The organism is Dyadobacter beijingensis DSM 21582, assembly GCF_000382205.1.
Taxonomy (GTDB): Bacteria; Bacteroidota; Bacteroidia; order Cytophagales; family Spirosomataceae; genus Dyadobacter; species Dyadobacter beijingensis.
In genome coordinates, this window is record NZ_KB907786.1 from 675,169 (window position 1) to 695,839 (window position 20,671).

Sequence of the window (20,671 nt, forward strand, 5' to 3'; positions counted from 1 at the left end):
CAGGAAAATCAACCAGCCGTATATAGTCCTACAATTAATATTCAATGTTGTCAAAAAATCGTATCAAGTATATCAACTCGTTGAAAATCAAGAAGTACCGGCAACTTCATGAGGCCTTTATCATAGAAGGGGCCAAGAGCGTGCTGGAACTGCTGGACTCTGACTTTGAGATTGAGTTTGTACTGGTAACACAGGAATTTCAGCAAAAATACTCAAGTATTTTATCCCGGCATAACGTGCCCGTCGAAACCGTGACGATCCAGGAGCTGGAAGGGCTGGGAGCATTCCAGACAAACGATTCCTGCCTGGCTGTCGCTAAAACGAAGGAAAACGCGTTTTTGTCTCCCCTGGACGCGGAATATATGCTCGTGCTCGACGATGTTCGTGACCCTGGCAACCTCGGTACCATTATCCGTGTGGCGGATTGGTACGGTATTCAAAAAATAGTCTGCTCCCGCGATACCACCGACGTTTACAATCCCAAAGTGATCGCCGCCGCCAAAGGCTCTTTTACCCGCGTGAAGCTCTACTACACCGATTTAGCCGCCTATTTTGAGCAGATAAAAGAAAAAGATTTCCCTGTCATCGGGGCATTCCTCGGCGGCGATTCCCTTTATGATTATGCATTTCCGCAAAAAGGAGGCATTATCATGATGGGTAACGAGTCGAACGGTATAAGCGACCGGGTCGCGGAATTTGTGACGAATAAAATCATGATCCCGCGATTTGGAGAAGCGGAGTCGCTGAATGTGGGCATTGCCACGGCGGTGATGCTCGATAATATGCGCAGGCAGGTACCGGTTTGATACTCGTTACTCGTGCGCGGCGTGGTGCGAGAGTTCCTCTGCATATTCCTTACCGAGATAGTTGTCGATAAAATAATGCGCGACGTACAGCAATGGCGTCAGCAGAATGGCTACCACGCCTTTATAGAGGTAATTGATCGTTCCTACGGAAAATACCAGTTTCAAATCCCAATTCCCGAACACATAAAAGGCGATTCCGATCACGACGAAGCTATCGACCAGCTGCGAAAACATCGTGGAGCCCGTTGCGCGGAGCCAGATGAACCGGCTGCCGGTTTTTCTGCGGAGCCATGAAAACACGAGAATATCCAATAGCTGTCCCAGCAAAAAGGCGGTGATCGAACCGATCATAATGCCCAATCCCTGGTTAAAAATCTTGGAAAAAGCGTCGTTGATATTGAAGGTGTTGCCGTTGCTGTCAGTGTTGTTGAGGTCGAGCCAGAATTGCGCGGGCGGGAGCTGGGTGGCGACGTAAATGATCAGGAACGTGTAGACGATCAGCGCGGATGTGAGGTAGGAAATTCTTTTTACGCCTTTTCGCCCGAAATACTCATTGATAATATCCGAAGTAATAAATACGACCGGCCAGCTGATCACCCCGGCGGTCATATTGAAATCCAGCTTCTGGCCTGCGATCGGCAACTGCGCCGGGGCGATGCCCAAAAGCGTCTCCACTGAAAATATTTTACCGCCTATGATTTCCGCGATGAGCGCGTTGGTGATGAAGATACCGCAAAGGAGGAGGAACAGGCGTTGTCTTTTGGCCTCCTGAATGGTTCTGTCGGGGATGGTCATCGGGAGATATGTACTTTCAGTGGAGGATAGGTGATGTTTTTCGACTATGCAATGAGGTCTTCAACAGTCCGCGTGGACATGACGCGGCGATTGGTCAGGAAAAATTCCAGCTTGTCCATTGCCTGGTTCAGCTCGTCGACGGTCGGCAGGAATACGATGCGGAAATGGGGGTCGAGGTGGTAATTAAAGCCCGTCCCGGCCACTACCAGCACTTTTTGCTCGGCGAGCAGCTCGTATACGAACTGGTCGTCCGCCTTAAAACCGAATTTTTTCAGGTCGATCTTAGGGAAAACGTACAATGAGCCCTTCGGTTTGACGCAGGTAATACCAGGAATGGCCGTCAGCCGATCGTACACGAGGTTCATCTGCTTATACAACCGTCCGGTCGGGACGATATGTTCTTTAATGCTCTGGTAACCACCCAATGCCGTCTGGATCGCGTATTGCGTAGGTACGTTCGCACAAAGGCGCATGCTGGCGAGCAGGAGCAGGCCTTCCGCATAGGACTTGGCTTTTTGCTTGGCGCCGCTAAGGATCATCCACCCGCCGCGGAAACCGGCAGAGCGGTAATTTTTCGAGAGGCCGCCGTAAGAAATGCAGAGTGTATCATTCACAAACGAGCCCATCGGATAATGCTCGGCTCCGTCGTAGAGGATTTTATCGTAAATCTCGTCGGAGAAAATGATCAGTCCGTGCTCTTCGGCAATGCGGGCAATGCGTGCGAGTACTTCTTTATCGTACACGGCGCCGGTCGGGTTATTGGGATTAATGATCACAATCCCTTTGGTGCGCGAGGTAATTTTCTTTTCCAGATCGTCGAGATCGGGGTTCCAATCCGCCTGTTCGTCGCATATATAATGTACGGGCGTGCCGCCGCTGAGCGATATCGCCGCCGTCCACAGCGGATAGTCGGGCGAAGGCACGAGGATTTCGTCGCCGGGGTTGAGCAATGCCTGCATGGATAGCAGGATAAGTTCGCTTACGCCGTTTCCAATAAAAATATCATTGATTTCAACGTCTTGAATACCAATTGTTTGCGTGTAGTGCATGATCGCCTTACGTGCCGCGAACAAACCACGTGAATCCGAGTAGCCTTGCGCATTGCGGATGTTCATGATAATGTCGTGGACGATCTCGTCGGGCGAATCGAAACCGAACGGTGCGGGGTTACCGATGTTCAGGTTATGGATTTTGTAGCCCTGGCTTTCAAGCTCTAACGCTTTCTGGTAGGTAGCCCCGCGGATCTCGTATTTCAGATGATTCAGGCGGTCGCTTTTTAGAAATTCCATTTTTTCAAGAGTTGGATAACTCTCAAAGTTAAATAAAATCAACGATCGAACGATACGGGGGCTGGATTTTAGGGTTTGTCCCACCAAACGCGGGTATAATGGTCGTCCTTGCCCTGCCTTGCGATCACCGCCTGATAGTTGTCGTGGTTCAGGGTGTTTTCGGTCACCGGGTAGGCAAGCCTTCGTGGGATTTCGCTACCGCCGTTGAGCGTAGTGGGTGCTGGTTTGAGGGTTGGGAAACCGGTCCTGCGCCATTCGGACCAAGCTTCCGTTCCCTGGAAAAAGAGGGTGATCCAGCGCTGGGTACTTATTTTTTCAACGGCGGTATTGGCTGAAAATGCAACTTCCGGTTGAGTTATGTAGGTTTTAAACGCTTCTTCGGTATAGCTGCTGCCCATCCACTGTTCGAGGGAAGCTTTCACGGCTGATTCGTACAACGCTTTTGCATCGCCATTGGTCCAGCCCAGTACGGCAGCTTCCGCCTGGGCGAATAGCAGCTGCGAGTAGGTCAGGATATTGACGGCCGCATTTTGTTGCGAAAGCAGGGGGCCGATCAGCGACACTTCCTGGGCTTTTTTGCCGCCGAGGCCATAGGGAACGCCCACATATTCACCGGAAATATTCTTGGCCGCCAGAAACGGCAGGCGCGGGTCGGCGGTCTTTTTGAGGTAGTTGACGAACACATCGCTCAATGCGAAGTCCTTCCGGTTACTGACGACGTAGTTACTGTATAGCGGGTTCTCGTTTGCCGATTCAGACAAGAATTTGTACTGAACGTTATCGGCAGCCGACGTGAAAACCCCGTCTTTCAAAGCCGCATTAAATTCCTGCTTCCCCAGTTCCGGCTTGACCTTCGAGAGCCTCAGCGCGGCAATGAGCCGGAGCGAGTTGGCAAACTTCTTCCACTTGCCGGTGTTTCCCGCCATCAGAATATCGCCCTGGAAGTTCTTGCCTTCATCGAACTGGGCGACGGCTTCTTTCCATTCTTTGAAAAGATCCTTGTAAATATCCTCCTGTTTGTCGAATGCGGGCGTAAAGTCTCCGTCGGCCTTCAATGCCTCGGAATAGGGGATGTCACCCCAGCGGTCGGTGAGCCATTGGTAGAAATAGGCTTTCAAAATGCGGGCCGTTGCAATCTGGTTGGCATTGGAACCGAATGCGGACGCGGCTACTTTGGTGCCTTCGTCTGTATTCAGCTGGATAATATGTTGCAGGTTAATGAGCGGTCCTGCGTACCAGCCATTATAATTGAAATTGATCGTTTTATATTTCGAATCTTCAATGTAAATCACGTCGCCTACCTGCTGCACATACAGCGCGGGGGCGATGTTGGCCCCAGCCGGACCAACTTGGGCACTGATCGTGCCAACATTGCGCAATGCACCCGTAAGCAACCCGGCCGTGCTGGGCGATGAGGGGTTGTTGGGATTCACGTTGATATCCTTGAAATCGCCGCAGCCGGGCAAAAGGATAATGATGGCGATTGCGACAATGGATAATTGCCAGCTTTTTTTCATGATCGAGGTGATTGGTGGTTAGGGTGTTCTTTAAAAACCGACTCTGAGCGTGGCGCCGATTGATCGTACCGGCGGCAACTGTCCGCCTTCATACCAAAGCGTTTCCGTTTCGGAAATGTCGATCCCGCCGCCGATGGCACTGTAAATCAGCAGCAGGTTCCGGCCGATCAGCGACACGGAGGCTGACTTAATGTGCTTGCCCAGGATCTTTTTGGGAATCTTGTAGCCGAGCGATACCTCGCGCAGCTTGACGTAGGTTTTGTCGTAAATCCACTGCTCATTGAGAGCAAACAGCCAGTTTTCATACAGGTTCTGTGTGTCGACGCGGTGTGTGTTAGGCTGGCCGTCTTCGGTCACGGCGTCCAGCAGAATGCCGCCGCCTTTTGCAGGATCGTCGCGTTTCGGGTTGCCGAGCTCATTATTGCCCGCTGTTTCCGCTGCCAGGCCTGAGCCTGCATTGAACATCCGGGTGACGGAAAAGAATTTGCCGCCCACCACGAAATCGGTGCTCGCCTGCAATGTCAGCCCTGTGTATTCGAATGCATTGATGATGCCGCCCTTGAACTTGGGTAGCACATTGCCGAGGTTGACATTATTTTCCTTTACATACAGGCCCGCGGTTCCCGCCTTGATGTTCTCAGGCGTTGGCGCATATACCACCTTTTTGCCGTTTGCATCTTTTTTAATACCCACACCTTCGAGCATTCCCCAGTCCTGTCCCACGCGTGCATTCAGGGTGAGCGCGCGCCATTGCGGGCCGTCCAGCCGGTAGTTGTTGCTCTGCTCGGTGAGCTCCACTACTTTGGACCGGTTTCGGTCTGCGTTGATATCGATTTCCCAGATAAAATCCGCGGTTTTTACTGGCTGGGCGAAAAGGTGTAATTCCATCCCGCTGGTGGTGATCAGGCCGGCATTGACGACGGCATTGTTATAGCCGCTTGTGGAAGCCACGGCCAGCGGGATGATCTGGTTGCTGTTTTCGTTTTTATATGCCGTGAACTCAAAGCCGAGACGCTTGTTGAAAAATTGGAGATCGATCCCTCCTTCGTAGGAGGAAGACATACCCGGTTTCAGGATTGAATTGGGCAAGATGCCGGGGAGCGTCATAGTCGGGTTCGGGCCGTACACCGAACCGGCATTGTAGCTCAATGCGGTCTGATAAGGCCCCAGGTCCGTTCCGACCTGCGCATAGCCGGCCCTCAGCTTACCGAACGACAAAACCTGATTAGCAGGAATAAATTCCGAAAACACAATGCTGGTCGAAATGGCGGGATACAGGTAAGAGTTGTTGGACGGCGGCAGCGATGACGACCAGTCGTTGCGTACCGAGCCTTCGACGAACAGGAAATCGCCGTAACCCAGGCTTGCATTCGCGAACAGGCTGATTATCTTCTTTTCAAAAAGATAGTTAGCGGTTACAGGCCGGTCTTTTGACCCGGCGATATTGTAGAAGCCGGGTGTCGTCAGTCCGCCTGCGGTGGCTTGGAGTGTTCCTTCTGTGCGGTTATAGCGCACATTGCCGCCTGCATTCACCAGCACCGAGATTTGCCGGAACGTCTTGTCGAAGCTGACAATGCTTTCGTAATTATTTTCAGAGGTCGCCCCGCTCAGGTACGCGTATGCGCCTAATCCGCCTGCATTCAACGTGCCCGATGCCACGCGCCCGTCCATGAAGTAAGTACCGTAGTCGCGTCGGAACTTGCCCGTTACTTTAAGGAAGTCGGTCATGCGGTAGGTCAGCCCGGCGTCGCCGAAAATGCGTTGCTGCCGGTTTACATTGGTATTCTCGTAAGCCTGCGTGTAAGGGCTGTCCCAGTATTTGGGGCGGGCGTCGGTCGGGCTGCCGATATTCCAGCTGCGAAAAGTGCCGTCCGGATTTTTGTAATTTTTCAGGTCTTCAATATCCAGTTGCCGCTGGAACCATTGATTAAATGAACCCGAGGTCTGGTTGTAGCCGTTCAATGTGGCATTGCCGGTGTTGAAAAGGGCAGTCCCGGCGCTGGTACCGCCCGAGCTGCCGTAGCGGTCGGCCGGGGTGTTATCGGTTTTTGTTCCGGTGTAGCTGAGGTTCAACTCGGCGACCAACTTTTTGGAAAAGGTCACGGATGTCTTGGCGCTGATATAGTCGCGAAGTTGCTTGCTGTTCGGTACAATGCCGTTGTTGACTATGTGGGTGTAGGAAATGCGGGCGGAATAGCTGTCGCCGGCTTTTGCAAATGCGATGTTGGAGTTAGAGCTGATGGGCCTTTCGAAGAAATCGCGAACGTTGTTTGGATGCGCTGCATACGGTGTTTCTTTTCCGAAACCTTCACCTGGCTGCCACGAGAATGCGGAGCGGTGCATGGATCCATCCAGTTTCGGCCCCCAGCTTTCGTCGGCGGAATAGTCGAGTATTCTCTGGCCGTTGTAGGCCGACCAGGCCGCGGGGTGGATTTTAGGGTCAAATGCAAATGTTTCCCATTCCTGTGAGTAGCCGCCGCCGTATTCGTTCTGGTATTTGGGAAGAAGCGAGACCTGATCGATGGTCATGCTGTGGTTCAAGTTCAAAGACGTTTCTCCGGATTTTCCACGCTTGGTGGTGACCACGATCACGCCGGCCGAAGCGCGGTTGCCATACAGTGCGGTAGCGGATGGTCCTTTCAGCACCGTCAGCGACTCCACATCATCCATATTGACCATGCTAATGTCGGTGGGCGTGCCATCGACCACATACAGCGGGTCGCTGCCGGCGAGGGAGTTGATTCCCCGGATTCGGATCGTGGGCGTACCAAACTTCGCGGCCGACTGCCCCAATACCTGTACGCCGGCAATTTTGCCTGCTAACGCGTTGCCGATACTGGCGTCGCGGGCAAGCGTCAGTTTGTCGGCTTTGATTTCCTGCACCGCATAGCCGAGCGCTTTCTTTTCCCGGGCGATGCCGAGGGACGTGACGACTATTTCCTGCAATTGCGTTTCGTCGCTGGTGAGCACGACGTCCAGCTTATTTTGGTTGGCTACCAGCACTTCCCTGGTTTTAAAACCAATAAAACTGAAAACAAGGACGGAGCCGGGCACAGCCGAAATGCTGTACCGGCCCTGGTCGTCTGTGGTGGACCCTTTTGTCGTGTTCTTTAATGTGATATTGACACCGGGCAGCGAGGAGCCGTCCTCGGCGGTCACCCTTCCTGTGACGTCCTGTGTCTGCGCGTAGGCGGGCCCGAAAAACAAAACAAGAATGCCGGCCCCGATCAAGAGTAGTAGTGATTTCATCCAAAGTCAGGTTAGTTAGGTGAAGGGTTTTCGAAAACCTTTGTGACTCCGAATTACAAGTATCGATCGGGTTTCAATCGTATTTTTTCAGCCTGCGGCGGGAATGGGTTTTTAATCGGTATACTACACGTCCGGGATTTGTAGTGGGTGTAAAACAATAAAGGCGGACCGAGGCCCGCCTTTATTGTTCAACCAATGCTGGTCTTAGAATTTATCCCACCACAATTTGGTCGTAGCAAGGTCACCGCCGATGGCGCCGGCCGCTGCTTCGCGGTTGGCACCGTTCAGGGTTTGCTCGATGATCGGGTAGATCATACGTACAGGGATCGCCAGACCGGCCGGAACGTTTCCGCCTGATGGAGGGGAAAGTTTCGGATAGTCGAGTCTTCTCCATTCAACCCACGATTCCCAGCCTCTGTTATAAAGGGCGATCCATTTCTGGAAGCCGATTTTTTCTTTCCAGTTGGCACCTGCAGTTGCGTAAGCCACTTTTGGCTGAGCCAGGTAAGCGGTTGCTTCTGCTGCCGTTCCGCCCCAGTAAGTGATGGATGCTGTTACGGCCTTGTTGTAGTGATCCGCAGCTGAACCGGTGATGAAACCTCTTTCAACAGCTTCTGCCAACAGGAATTCTACTTCCGAATAGTCTAGCAGCAACCCTTCGAACGCAGGATCGATGATCTTGTCGCTCACGTGGGAGAATGCAGAGTAGGTGTTCAGGAAGCCGTACTGGCCACCCACGTATTTACCGCCGATCGTTGTGAAGAAGAAAGGTCTTCTCGGGTCGTTCAGGTCGTTCATCGGGTTCACGATCGTTGCCGACGGGATGAAATCCTGACGGCTGGTGTACAGCGAGTTCAGGTTTTGTGCGATCGGGTTGTAGTTAGGCGGTGTGGAAATGAATGGGAAAGCCGCTTTGTCCGCATTGCTGGTGAACACTTTCGGAGCTGCTTCCGCTACCATTTTCTTCGCTTTTTCTACATCGCTGTCGGCGATGATCATCGCCATTTTCAGTTTCAGCGAGTTAGCGAATTTCACCCATTGCGCGATATTGCCTTTGTAAAGCAGGTCACCCGCACCGAATGCCGTTCCTTTTGCTTCCAGTTTAGGAAGTGCCGCGTCGAGGCGGGCGAGGAGCGCGTCGTAAACCGTTTTTGCGTCGTCGTATTTAGGCAGCGGGTTTTCAGGGTTCAATGCTTCCGAGTAAGGAATGTTACCGAAAGTATTTACAAGGGCAGCCCAGGTCATTACTTCTACGACTTCGATCTGTGCCAATTGCACATCCTTCGTCGCCTGTGTCAAAAGCGCATCCGCGTTGATCAGCCTTCTCGACTCGTTCAAATCGGAGATTACGCCCTTGTACAATCCGCGCCAGAACGATTCCGGGATGATACGGGCCGTCACGTTGTAACGAGGCTCATCCAGGTAAGTAGTGGTTGTCCATTGCTGCGTGTACAACCGGTAGTTGTTCACGTTTACGTTCGGCGTGGTGAGCGTATCGGCCAGGCCTTTCAATGCATTCGAAAATAAAGTAACTGGTGGTACCGTCGACGGGCGCTTGGTATCCACATTATAGTCGTCCAGACTGTCGACGCAGGACGTCAGCAGCAGGAACGGGAGGAAAAGAACGATTAATTTTTTCATATTGCTTAGAAACGGAATTTAACATTGAAACCATAGTTTCTTACAGCCGGGTAAGCACCGCTTTGGTATCCGCCCGCGCCATTCAGCAAGCCTGAGCCCAGGCCTTCTTCGGGATCCTGGAACTCCATGTTTTTGTGAATGATCCAAAGGTTACGACCGATTACCGAAATGTCGATTTCTTTGAATGCGCGCAGTTTGCTTACGATCGCCTGCGGAAGCGCGTAGGTAAGCGCTACTTCTCTCAGCTTGATGTAGCTCGCGTCGTAGATGTACATGGCTCTTGGCGGGTTGCCTGGGTAACCGTAGGCGGTAGCCCCGTTTCCGTCCACGTTTGCAGCGCGGATCGTGTTAGGCGTTCCGTCGGCTTGTACGCCCGGAAACAATACACCACCACCGTCAGCAACCGGAGAGCGCTTAGGCTTACCCTGCTCGTTCAGGCCGGCTGTGATCGGGTACAGACCGGTTCCTTCGCCATACCATTGGTCGAGTGACCAGATATCGCCGCCGTGACGTACATCGAGCAGGAAGCTCAGTGAGAGTGTTTTGTATCTCAATGTGTTGCTCAAACCTGCGATCCAGTCCGGGTTAGGGTTACCGATGATCTTGTCGGAAGCAGAAGTCGCCTGGTACAAACCGTTGGTTCTTACCACTTTCTGACCTGTTCCTTCATGATATACGAAGTCTGTACCGCGGATGATACCGAAAGGCTGGCCTTTTGCCGCGTTGATGGAAACGCCACCCTGCAATGAAGCGATGGTAACGTTGGTTACTTCCTGTGCACCTTCTCCGTACAGGCTGATCACCTTGTTACGGTTTCTTGAGAAGTTCAGGTTCAATGTCCATGAGAAATCCTGAACCTTGATCGGCGTTACGTAAGCGGAGATCTCGATACCCTTGTTCTGTACTTCACCCGAGTTTACATAACGGAATGCGTAACCGGTTGCAGCGGTGATCGATACCGGAAGGATCTGGTCGAGTGTTTGCGAGCGGTAGTAAGTGAAGTTGAAACCTACGCGATCGTTCAGGAATGCTGATTCCAAACCGAATTCGTAGTTTTTCGTTCTTTCCGGTTTCAGGTCCGGGTTGTTTTTGGTATTTCTCAGCGTGAAGTAAGGAATGCTTCCAAGGCCGGTAGGCTTGTCGTAAACATCCGCGGTGCTACCCCAGGGTGCGTCGTTACCTACTTCTGCGTAGTTGGCGCTCAGTTTCGCCATGGTCAGCCAGCTCATTCTCTTCATGCCTTCCAGGTTCGAAAGGTTGAAGTTCGCACCGATCGCAGGGTAGAAGTACGTGTTGTTGCCTTTGCTGAGCGTTGTTGATCTGTCGCGACGGCCGGTCAAATCCAGGTTCACGAGGTCTTTGTAACCAAAGGAAGCCTGTGCATAGATACCGTCCACACCGATTCTTCTGTAAGTTTCAGTAGGTGATTCGATCGGGTTGGCCGAGTTCGAGAGCGAGAAAAGGCCCGGAACGACCATACCGCCGTTGGTTTGTGCGCGGATCGAATTTTCATTCGAGCGGCGCATGCTTCCACCCGCCAAACCGGAGAAGTTGATGTCTTTGGTAATGGCTTTGCGGAAATTGAAGATCACGTCGAGGTTAGTCTCGTTGAAACCTCTGTTGTAGCGTTTGTATTGTGCCGGATCGGAGCTGCCGAATGCAATGCGCTCTTCCTGCATATCCTGCGTGCCGTTGTAAGCGAAACGGGTGGTCAGGTCAACCCACGGAGCGATTTTGTAAACTGCCGCAGCGTAGCCGAAGAAGTTGTCGCGCGTGTCGTTCGAGAAGTTCTCGTAACGTGAGAAGTATGGGTTTTCAGAGTAGATCGGGCCGTTATCGTCGAATGGCGCGGTAGGATCACCCCAGTTCCAGGTTACATCCTGGCGGTTTCTGAAATAAGCTGCTTTTTGGTCCAAAAGGTCCACGTTGGTCTGGAACCACTGTCTGAACTGCTGGTTAGGGTTTTTGCCGTCGTAACCTGTTCCGTAGCGGCCCAAGCCTTTCACCTGCGAGTAGTTCGCGTTGGCAGAGATCGTCAGTTTCTTGGTCAGGTCGAAAGAAGCCGAGAAGTTGAAGAGGTTTTTGCCAAGCTTGCTGTTCGGGAGCACACCTTTCTCGTCGCTGCGGGTATAACCCACTTTGAATGTCGTGTTTTCGCCGCCACCGAGGATGCTGATGCTTTGGTTAGAGGTTACAGCCGTTTCGAAGAATGCGTCCGGACCGTTTTTCGCAGCAACCCACGGGGTCATTTTGCCGAAAGTAGGTGAAGACGGGTCCAATGCATCCCATTGGTACACCATTCTGCTTGGATCGAATTTCGCTCCGAAAGATGCATCGGCATCAAAAACGGCGATATCGCCTTCTCCTGAACCGAGGTTACCACGGTAGAACTGGTCTTTCGCCCCGTCGCCGCCGTAGCCTGCGCCGTATTCTTTCTGGTATTTTACGTAAGTGCTTTTGTCGATTTTGCCCCAGGTAACGCCGCTGTTCACGGTTACGTCGAAGCTGTTTTTACGACCTTGCTTGGTGGTGACCAAAATCACACCGTTGGATGCGCGTGAACCGTACAATGCGGTTGCGGCAGCACCTTTCAGTACGTTGATGGAAGCGATGTTGTCCGGGTTGATATCCGAAGCGGCATTACCGTAGTCGGTACCGGCACGGCCTGTCTGCTGGTCGGATGAGTTGTTGTTCGCGTTGGTAACAGGTACCCCGTCGATTACCCACAAAGCCTGGTTGTTACCGGTGATGGATTTATAACCGCGGATGATGGCGCTCGTCGAACCACCCATGTTGTTGTTGGTCTTGATATCCAAACCTGCGATTTTACCGGCGAGGGCGTTCATTACGTTCGGGTTACGAGCCTGCACGATCTGTTCGTTGTTGATCTGCTGGGCTGCGTACACGAGCTCATTTCTTTTACGCTCTTGTCCAAGGGCGGTAACAACCACCTCCTGAAGCTGGCTTACATCGTTTTTTAGCGATACGTTGATGACTGACTGGTTTCCGACAACCACTTCCTGTGTTTGAAAACCGATAAAACTGAATACGAGCGTCGACCCCGTCGAGGAGGAGATCTGGTATTTGCCCTCGGTGTCGGTGGTGGTACCGCGAGTAGTACCTTTCAAAGAAATGTTGACGCCCGGAAGAGTCGAGCCGTCCTCGGCTGTGACCTTACCAGTCACTGCGAGATCCTGAGCGTGAAGCTGCGTGAGCAATAGCAGCAAACACCCCATGAAGGAGAATAAAGTCTTCCTCATAAATGAATTAATAAAGTTAGGTTTGTTATGTAAACATAATGTTGCAAAAATAACTATTAGTTTAACCATTACAACCTTTTCATTGCGAAATTTCAAAATTTAGTTTGGCATGACCCGCTTATTGGGCGAATTTTCTACGTATAAGTGACATTTTTTTGCAATTTTTTCAAATATGTGAAATTTTCGAAAATGCCGTCGATTTTGTCTAAATGTTAACGATATACCCCTTTTTTTGAGGTTTTTGCATAAATAAAGGGCAAAGGCGACAAGCTGTGCAAAAGTTGGCGGTAATGCGACGGTATCTGTATACGCAGCATTTTTTGAGAATGAATCTAAATTAAATACGGCGCCGGTCGTGCGGCGGATGCCAGATCCGGCATATGCAGTTATTTTAAATATTTATTTGTATTTTTCCAATATTGTTTGTAGCTTGACGTAAATTTTTTTACGACCATAACCGGGTATTTTGTCGCTAAAAAACTGCCCTTTTCTGAGTCGGCTGCATTTAGTAAATGTTTGAATTGTTTGAAAATCATCTAAGGAAAGGAGGGAAGGATTGCAATTTTGGCGGTAATTGCAGGGGAAAGTATCAAGTTCTAACAAATACGTTTATACATGTGTTTTCAGGTATCCGGCTAACAATCTGGCAATGGAATTGCAGTTGTGCCAAATTATCTTCTGGGCATTGATTGACAGGCCGTTGTAATTGATTTAAACAACACTTAGTTTTGTAACCGACGCATTTAATTGTCTATTTAAACAAACTTTAAATCCTTTGTATGAGAAAGACTCTACTGATTCTATTCTTAGGGTGCTTATTGATTCCTGGATGGCAGGCGTTTGCCCAGGATAAACAAGTATCGGGAACCGTTACCGCCGACGACGGCAGCGTACTTCCCGGTGTGAATATCGCCCTGAAAGGTACAACCAGAGGTATCACCACCGATATCGACGGCAAGTACACCATTTCAGCCCCCTCTTCCGGAACCCTCGTGTTCTCGTTCGTGGGTTACGTGAGCCAGAACGTCGTGGTCGGTTCGAAATCGACCATCAATGTGACGCTGGCGGCCGATGCCCAGCAGCTCGGCGAGGTGGTCGTGACCGCACTCGGTATCTCGCGGGAACGCAAGTCGCTCGGGTACAGTACCGCCACCATTTCCAATACCTCGATCACGGAAGCCAGGAATACCAGCCCGCTCGATGCGCTCAACGCACGCGTGCCCGGTCTTTCTGTCAATACCGCATCGGGTGCGCCGGGAGCGTCGACCGTCCTGAACATCCGCGGTTTCAACTCCGTGACCGGTAACAACCAGCCGCTGTTCGTCATCGACGGCGTGCCGATGAACAACCGGGGTAACACTTCATCAACCAACGCGCAAAACAGCAACGACGACTTTAACCGTTCGATGGACTTCGGTAACCAGATGAACGATATCAACCCTAACGAGATCGAAAGCATTACCGTACTGAAAGGTATTTCGGCATCCGCATTGTACGGTAGCCGCGCAGCCAACGGTGCGATCCTGATCACCACCAAGAGAGGGAAGTCGGGTAAAACCCAGGTAGATGTTTCGTCGTCGTTCGCAAGATCTCAGGTCCTGCGCGTTCCGCATTTGCAAAACAACTACGGACAAGGATGGAGCGGATTGTTCGATCGCATTGAAAACGGTTCATGGGGACCGAGGCTCGACGGCAAGACGCGCCTGTGGGGTAATGTGGTCGATAATTCGCAAATGCTGAAACCATTCTCCGCACAGGAAGACAACCTGAAAGACTTCTTCGACAAAGGGTATGAATGGAACAACAGCATCGCGGTATCGGGTGGTACGGAAACGGCCAACTACCGCGTGGCCTATTCCAATGCGACCGCGGATGGGGTAGTACCTACCAATGCCGACTCTTACAAGCGTAACACATTGAGCCTGAACGGCGGTTTGAAGCTGGATAAATTCTCCGTGAACTCGAACATCAACTATGTTCACAAAAACCAGAAAGCGGTAGCAACCGGCCAGGGCGACGATGCAGGCGGTGGCAAGGTGGTATGGCAGGAGATCATCCAGATCCCGCGCGACCATTCTATCGTGGATTCAAAAGCATTGCTGGACCCCAGCAGCCCGTATTACAAGTTCATGACATTGGATAACTATTTTACGCCATATGCGCAGAACCCCTACTGGACGCTGTACAACCAGGGCAACAACTACGACGAAGACCGTATTTTCGGTAACATCGAGTTCGGCTACCAATTGCTGAAAGACCTCGATGTGAAATTCCGGGTCGGTGGCGACTACTCCGATGCATTCCAGAAAGACTGGGGTAATGTCGGTAAAATCGCAGACAGCGCGCCTAACAGCACCGCTAACGACGTTTTCGGCGGCGTATCGCAGCTGGCCAGGCAAAACCGCCAGTTCAACAGCGACCTGATCCTGAATTTCAAACACAACTTCGGATCACGCTTCGATGTGCAGGCATTCCTTGGACATAACCTCAACGAGAGAACAGGCCAGACCCACTTCTCGAAAGTGACGAACCTCGACCTTCCCGGATTTTACAACCTGTCGAATAGCTCTGTAACGCCAACGACCTTCGCGACTACGACGAAACGTCGTCTTGTAGGTATTTACGGCCAGGCTACATTTGGGTTCGATAACTGGTTGTACCTCACCGTAGGTGCACGTAACGACTGGACGAGTACGCTGCCAAAAGGCAAAAACTCCTATTTCTATCCCAGCGCAAGCATCAGCGCCGTATTGTCGGACGTATTCAAATTGCCGGCTGAGATTCCTTTCGTGAAAGTGCGTTTCGCGGCGGCATCAGCGGGTAACGACGCCGATCCTTATCAGGTGTATTCGGTATATGTACCCGGTTCGATCCGTGCAGGCGGCTTCGGTAACATCAACTTCCCATTCGGCGGTCTGAATGCCTACGAAGTTTCCAACAACCTCGGAAACCAGAACCTGAAACCGGAAATTTCGACAGAATACGAGGGAGGTCTTGAACTCGGTTTCTTCGGACGCCGCATCGGCCTCGACCTGAGCTACTATAACAAGCTGACCAAAAACCAGATCATCAGCCTGAACCTCGAACCTGCTACCGGCGCCACCACGCAGACGGTTAACCTCGGTAGCGTGCGCAACAAAGGGGTGGAACTGGCATTGAACCTGATCCCCGTCCGTACCGATAAACTGGAATGGGGTGTGACAGTGAACTACAATAAAATCTGGAACGAGGTGGAATCGCTTGGCCTCGATGGTGGTTCAGGGAACATTCTCCTGAACAGCAGCTACAATGTGAAGCTGCGCGCCGTGGTAGGCAAGCCGCTGGGCGCGATTTACTCGCCCGACGTACAGCGCGATCCAAGCGGAAACATCATCGTGAACCCGACGAACGGTCTGCCGCTCGTAAGTTCCGAAGAAACCTACCGCGGATCGATCAACCCGAACTATACATTGGGTATCGCTACTTACCTCGATTACAAAGGCTTCAAATTCAGCGTGAATGGTGACTACCGTAACGGCGGCGTGTTCTACTCGTATACCGCCCGCCTGAATTACTTCAACGGTAATGCCTATATGTCTCAATACAATGACCGTGAGCCATTTGTAGTGCCGGGTTCTGTTGTGAAAGAAGGAGATTCCTATGTGACCAACACCACGCCGGTATCGCGCGCGGACGTGTTCACCTATTACGGCGGCGCCACTTCGGCCAACGAATACAACCACGTACTGCCGAAGACATTCTTTAAACTCAGAAACGTGTCGCTGACCTATTCGATCCCTAAAAAGGCGCTTGAAAAGCTGCCGGTAAGAGGTGCGTCCCTGGGTGTTTTCGGTCGTAACCTGGTATTGTGGACACCGAAAGCCAACCACGTCGTAGATCCCGAAGCCAATACGTTCGGAACCAGCCTGAAAAACCTTTACGGTGAATTCGCTGCCGGTCCTTCTACTGCAACGTATGGTGTTCAGTTAAATTTATCATTCTAATCAGGCTTCAAATGAAAGGTTTTATAAAAAATAGTGTCTTGCTGTTCGCAGCACTTTCACTAGGCTCTTGTAACGATTGGCTCGATGTAAACGAAGACCCGAACAACCCGACCAACGTGTCGCCGGAGTTTGTGTTGCCGGCTGCACAGGCATCCGTCGTAGGTGCCGTGGGAGGTGATTTTGCGATCATCGGCGGCCTTTGGTCGCAGCACTGGACACAATCCAATGCCAGCTCGCAATACCGCAACATCGATTCGTACGACCTCAATCCATCAGACTACAATATCGCGTGGACAGAATTGTACGCGGGCGGTCTGAACGACTTCGAGGACGTAAAAAACAAGGCGACCACGATAGGCAACAACAATATGGTGTTGCAGGCGGTAGCCGTGCAAAGCTACGGTTTCCAGATGCTGGCCGACTTTTTCGACAAAATCCCGCTGAGCGAGGCATTGCAGGTGGAATCGAACAAAGCCCCTAAGTACGACGATGGCCCGGCCGTTTACGCCGAATTGCTGAAAAGACTCGATGCCGCCCTGGCGCTCGACTTTAACAACGGCAAATCTACCGCCGTCGCTTCCGACCTCGTTTACGGCGGTCTGAGCGCTGCAAGCCAGATAGATCAGTGGAAACGCTTCGTGAACACGCTGAAACTGAAAATGTACCTGCGCCAGACGGCCAGTGCCAATTCAGCCCAGGCGATCGCGGCGATTAAGGCGATGCTGGATGCCAACACGGCATTCCTCGACGACGATGCAGCCGTGACCAAGTTCGTGGACGAGCCCAACCGCAGTAATCCTTTGTACGAAACGAACGTTCGCCAGCTGAATACCGGAACAAACCTCCGTTTGAGCCGCACCTTGCAGAGTTATCTGCAGGCAAACGGCGACGATGCCAGGCTTGCCGCCTATTTCACGCCGGGGGCAACCGGCCAGGCCGGCCTCGCGCAGGGTGACTACAACAGCACCGTGGCCCCCGCCACACCGAGCGTGGCGAAAATGACCGCAACGGATCCTTTCTATTTTTTCAGTATCGACGAAGTACACTTCCTGCTCGCCGAAGCCTACCTGCGTACCGGCAATGACGCCAAAGCGAAGGAGTTTTACGACAAAGCGGTTGCGGAAGCCTACGCGAAATTCAACATCGTATTCGATGCCAAGAAAATCGCTGCCGGAGGCGTTTATGCATATCCGACTGCCGGAACCGTAGAAGCCAAAGTCAAAGCGATCATCTATCAGAAATGGGTGGCGATGTTCCGTCAGGGGTACGAATCCTTCTGGGATCAGGCGCGAACCGGGTATCCGGAAGCTTCGCCTGTGGCCGTTACCGATGCCAAATATGTGCCGGGCCAATGGACATCGTCCGTAACCGCCGTGACACAAGGCCGGGCGCTGCCGAAACGCGTACCTTATGTAGCTGCATCCCGCGACGTGAACCCCAACACGCCTGCCGCAGTGCCTGTTACCGCCAAGGTTTGGTGGATGAAATAAACAAAGGTCATTGATAACAGAAATTATGAAAAGAGGAATAAAACTGATAATGATAGCCCTGACCTTGTTTGCCACATTCTCGTGCGAAGAAGATAAGGTCACGGAAGGAATCTCCACGATTACCTACTATCCCGTCATCACATTGAAAGGTGAGCAGTGGAACCAGGTGGCAGTGGGAGGTACATTCACCGATCCGGGCGCAACCGCCAAGGAAGGCGAAGCCGATATTACGGTGAAAGTGAGCGGCACGGTGGACACCAAAACGCCGGGCGTGTATGTCATCCAGTACGACGCGGTAAACAAGGACGGCTACTCGTCCACCGAATACCGCTACGTAGGGGTAATATCAGCCGCCGCGACGACGGACATCACCGGAAGCTACAAGCGGAATGCAGGTGCATTGGGCGTATCGAAAGTGACGAAAGTGAGCGGGAACCTGTACAAAGCCGATAACGTCGGCGGTGTGGCCGTTCCGGCGCCGGGCGACGCCGTTTTCTTTTATTATTACGATAAAGGCAAACTCGGCGTTCCTTACCAGCTGACCCCCGGTAACGCATTTGAATGTACCAATGCGACCATCAAGGAAGGGGTTTCTTACAGCTGGGTCGTGATCAACCCAGGCTACGGTACAGCGCTTCGTACTTTTGAAAAACAATAAAATTGACGTTATGAAATATATAAAGTATTCTCTGATATTATTGGTGTTCGCACTGGCATCCTGCGACCTTGGCGACGAGCCTGCCATTGAAGGTACAAAGCTGAAAGCGATGTGCGGCGAATGGTACGTACAGCTCTACTCGGGTGGCGAGGACCAGGGGATCGGCTACCACCTGATCACCACCGCCAATACGGCCGAAAACAATGAGACAGACCTCATTGTAGACGACCACGGATTGCTGACACCCTACGAGTATCCTCCGATCAAGGTGATTTCGAAGGTAACCCTGGGTGGTATGACGTTCAATGCAACACCCGACCTGCCGAACATGAATGCAGGAGAAAGCGCAGTGTCGATCCTCGAAGGTAAGATCCTGAAAGGCGGCGCTACGTCCACCGGAGGCAACAAAACAGACTCGATTTATGTAAAATTCGAGTTCAAAGCCGTGCCGGGTGAAATATACGAATACGCAGGTTACCGCCGGACAGGTTTCCTCGAAGACGAACATTAATACACGGTCCATCCCAGCGTCAAGGCCTTACCCCTAGTGGGTAGGGCCTTTTTATTGTAGAATATCTTTCCGATCTTGAAAAACCTGATCCTTTTATTACAACAGTAGAAAATGAAAACTCCTTTTACGAAAAGCATTGCCAATAACCTGCTCCGTGTTTCCGCAGCTGCATTACTAACCGGCCTTTGCACACCAATGGCCATCGCGCAATCCCCGCTCGCGAAGTCGATCGACCAGAAGGCGCCGGCTCTGGAAAAGAAGCTTGTGGAGTGGCGCCGCGATTTTCACCAGAACCCGGAGCTCGGCAACCGCGAGTTCAAAACTGCCGAAAAGGTCGCCAGCCATTTGAAGCAACTCGGCATTGAGGTACAAACCGGCGTGGCGCATACCGGCGTCGTCGGGATTCTGAAAGGAGGGAAACCAGGCCCGGTAGTAGCATTACGGGCCGATATGGACGGCTTGCCGGTGACCGAGCGGGTGGATGTGCCATTCAAATCGAAGGTGACTACGGAATACAATGGCCAGAACACGGGCGTCATGCATGCCTGCGGGCACGATACGCACGTCGCGATCCTGATGGGCGTCGCCGAGGTGCTGGCGCCGATGAAAAACGACCTGCCGGGGACGATCAAATTCATTTTCCAGCCTGCCGAAGAAGGCGCCCCGCAAGGCGAGGAAGGGGGAGCGGAGCTGATGGTGAAGGAAGGCGTGCTGGAAAATCCGAAAGTGGAAGCAGTTTTTGGCCTGCATATCGATTCCCAGATTGAAGTCGGCAAGATCGCCTACCGCCCCGGAGCGACGATGGCGGCGGTGGATTTTTTCAGTATCGATGTAAAGGGAAAACAGACGCACGGCGCGTATCCGTGGTCGGGCGTGGACCCGATCGTGACGTCGTCGCAGATCGTGAATGCATTACAAACGATCGTAAGCCGCAATCTGAACCTCACGCAGGCGCCCGCGGTGGTGACGATCGGCGCCATTCATGGAGGCGTAAGGCAGAACATCATCCCCGAATCCGTGAAAATGATCGGTACCATCCGCACGTTCGACGAGGGCATGCATACGTATGTGCACAAGCGTATCAAGGATATTTCAAGTCACATTGCGGAAAGCGCCGGGGCTACCGCGACGGTTGATATAGACATTATGTACCCCGTTACCTATAACGACGAGGCGTTGACGGCCAAAATGATCGGGACGCTGGAAAATGTGGCGGGAAAGGAGAATGTGAATGTGATCCCGGCCAAGACCGGTGCGGAAGATTTCTCGTATTACCAGCAGAAGGTACCGGGTTTCTTCTTCTTTCTGGGCGGTATGCCAAAAGGGAAAAGTGTCGCCGAGGCAGCGCCGCACCACACGCCTGATTTTTATGTAGATGAGGGCAGCCTCGTGCTCGGTGTGCGTTCGATCGCCCGCCTCGCAACGGATTACCTCGAAAAAAGTAAGGCGAAAGCCAGATAGCAGGCCATTGC

12 protein-coding genes are annotated in these 20,671 nt (G+C 52.1%); 6 read left to right on the forward strand and 6 right to left on the reverse strand.

Features of this window, described 5'->3' with window-relative positions:
• The first annotated feature begins 44 nt into the window (after positions 1 to 44).
• The gene (locus H144_RS0102910) at positions 45 to 806 is read left to right on the forward strand and encodes a TrmH family RNA methyltransferase (protein ID WP_019940532.1); all 762 of its coding nucleotides are present in this window, start codon (positions 45 to 47) and stop codon (positions 804 to 806) included.
• Positions 807 to 812: 6 nt separating this feature from the next.
• On the opposite strand, the gene H144_RS0102915 is transcribed toward H144_RS0102910, so the two are convergent.
• From H144_RS0102915 to H144_RS0102940, 6 genes are all read right to left on the reverse strand, one after another.
• Complete coding sequence (locus H144_RS0102915) at positions 813 to 1,601, reverse strand: queuosine precursor transporter (RefSeq protein ID WP_019940533.1); 789 nt, start codon at positions 1,599 to 1,601, stop codon at positions 813 to 815.
• Positions 1,602 to 1,645: 44 nt separating this feature from the next.
• On the reverse strand, positions 1,646 to 2,890 hold the full coding sequence (locus H144_RS0102920; protein WP_019940534.1) for a pyridoxal phosphate-dependent aminotransferase: 1,245 nt from the start codon (positions 2,888 to 2,890) through the stop codon (positions 1,646 to 1,648).
• A gap of 68 nt (positions 2,891 to 2,958) precedes the next feature.
• Positions 2,959 to 4,407 (reverse strand): SusD/RagB family nutrient-binding outer membrane lipoprotein, encoded by a 1,449-nt coding sequence (locus tag H144_RS0102925; RefSeq protein ID WP_019940535.1) that lies wholly within the window; start codon positions 4,405 to 4,407, stop codon positions 2,959 to 2,961.
• Between the two features lie 30 nt (positions 4,408 to 4,437).
• Positions 4,438 to 7,656 (reverse strand): SusC/RagA family TonB-linked outer membrane protein, encoded by a 3,219-nt coding sequence (locus H144_RS0102930; protein WP_026350365.1) that lies wholly within the window; start codon positions 7,654 to 7,656, stop codon positions 4,438 to 4,440.
• Positions 7,657 to 7,860: 204 nt separating this feature from the next.
• Positions 7,861 to 9,297, reverse strand: coding sequence for a SusD/RagB family nutrient-binding outer membrane lipoprotein (locus H144_RS0102935; RefSeq protein ID WP_019940537.1), 1,437 nt, complete (start codon positions 9,295 to 9,297; stop codon positions 7,861 to 7,863).
• A gap of 5 nt (positions 9,298 to 9,302) precedes the next feature.
• Positions 9,303 to 12,557: a SusC/RagA family TonB-linked outer membrane protein gene (locus H144_RS0102940; RefSeq protein WP_026350366.1), complete on the reverse strand. Its 3,255-nt coding sequence runs from the start codon at positions 12,555 to 12,557 to the stop codon at positions 9,303 to 9,305.
• A gap of 779 nt (positions 12,558 to 13,336) precedes the next feature.
• Between H144_RS0102940 and H144_RS0102950 the strand changes: the two genes are divergently transcribed.
• The 5 genes from H144_RS0102950 to H144_RS0102970 all read left to right on the forward strand — a co-directional run bounded on the left by H144_RS0102950 (position 13,337) and on the right by H144_RS0102970 (position 20,660).
• A complete protein-coding gene (locus H144_RS0102950) occupies positions 13,337 to 16,540 on the forward strand; it encodes a SusC/RagA family TonB-linked outer membrane protein (protein WP_026350367.1) in 3,204 nt (1,067 codons plus the stop codon).
• Between the two features lie 11 nt (positions 16,541 to 16,551).
• Complete coding sequence (locus H144_RS0102955) at positions 16,552 to 18,030, forward strand: SusD/RagB family nutrient-binding outer membrane lipoprotein (protein WP_019940541.1); 1,479 nt, start codon at positions 16,552 to 16,554, stop codon at positions 18,028 to 18,030.
• Positions 18,031 to 18,079: 49 nt separating this feature from the next.
• Entirely contained in the window at positions 18,080 to 18,688 is a 609-nt protein-coding gene (locus H144_RS0102960; RefSeq protein WP_019940542.1) for a DUF5011 domain-containing protein, read from the forward strand.
• Between the two features lie 10 nt (positions 18,689 to 18,698).
• Positions 18,699 to 19,199: a lipid-binding protein gene (locus H144_RS0102965; protein WP_019940543.1), complete on the forward strand. Its 501-nt coding sequence runs from the start codon at positions 18,699 to 18,701 to the stop codon at positions 19,197 to 19,199.
• A gap of 111 nt (positions 19,200 to 19,310) precedes the next feature.
• Complete coding sequence (locus H144_RS0102970) at positions 19,311 to 20,660, forward strand: amidohydrolase (RefSeq protein ID WP_019940544.1); 1,350 nt, start codon at positions 19,311 to 19,313, stop codon at positions 20,658 to 20,660.
• The last annotated feature ends 11 nt before the right edge of the window (positions 20,661 to 20,671 follow it).

Excerpts from the sequence above, each read along its gene's own strand:
- H144_RS0102910 (WP_019940532.1), top strand. The coding sequence starts at position 45 with ATGTTGTCAAAAAATCGTATCAAGTATATCAACTCGTTGAAAATCAAG.
- H144_RS0102915 (WP_019940533.1), bottom strand. The coding sequence starts at position 1,601 with ATGACCATCCCCGACAGAACCATTCAGGAGGCCAAAAGACAACGCCTG.
- H144_RS0102920 (WP_019940534.1), bottom strand. The coding sequence starts at position 2,890 with ATGGAATTTCTAAAAAGCGACCGCCTGAATCATCTGAAATACGAGATC.
- H144_RS0102925 (WP_019940535.1), bottom strand. The coding sequence starts at position 4,407 with ATGAAAAAAAGCTGGCAATTATCCATTGTCGCAATCGCCATCATTATC.
- H144_RS0102930 (WP_026350365.1), bottom strand. The coding sequence starts at position 7,656 with ATGAAATCACTACTACTCTTGATCGGGGCCGGCATTCTTGTTTTGTTT.
- H144_RS0102935 (WP_019940537.1), bottom strand. The coding sequence starts at position 9,297 with ATGAAAAAATTAATCGTTCTTTTCCTCCCGTTCCTGCTGCTGACGTCC.
- H144_RS0102940 (WP_026350366.1), bottom strand. The coding sequence starts at position 12,557 with ATGAGGAAGACTTTATTCTCCTTCATGGGGTGTTTGCTGCTATTGCTC.
- H144_RS0102950 (WP_026350367.1), top strand. The coding sequence starts at position 13,337 with ATGAGAAAGACTCTACTGATTCTATTCTTAGGGTGCTTATTGATTCCT.
- H144_RS0102955 (WP_019940541.1), top strand. The coding sequence starts at position 16,552 with ATGAAAGGTTTTATAAAAAATAGTGTCTTGCTGTTCGCAGCACTTTCA.
- H144_RS0102960 (WP_019940542.1), top strand. The coding sequence starts at position 18,080 with ATGATAGCCCTGACCTTGTTTGCCACATTCTCGTGCGAAGAAGATAAG.
- H144_RS0102965 (WP_019940543.1), top strand. The coding sequence starts at position 18,699 with ATGAAATATATAAAGTATTCTCTGATATTATTGGTGTTCGCACTGGCA.
- H144_RS0102970 (WP_019940544.1), top strand. The coding sequence starts at position 19,311 with ATGAAAACTCCTTTTACGAAAAGCATTGCCAATAACCTGCTCCGTGTT.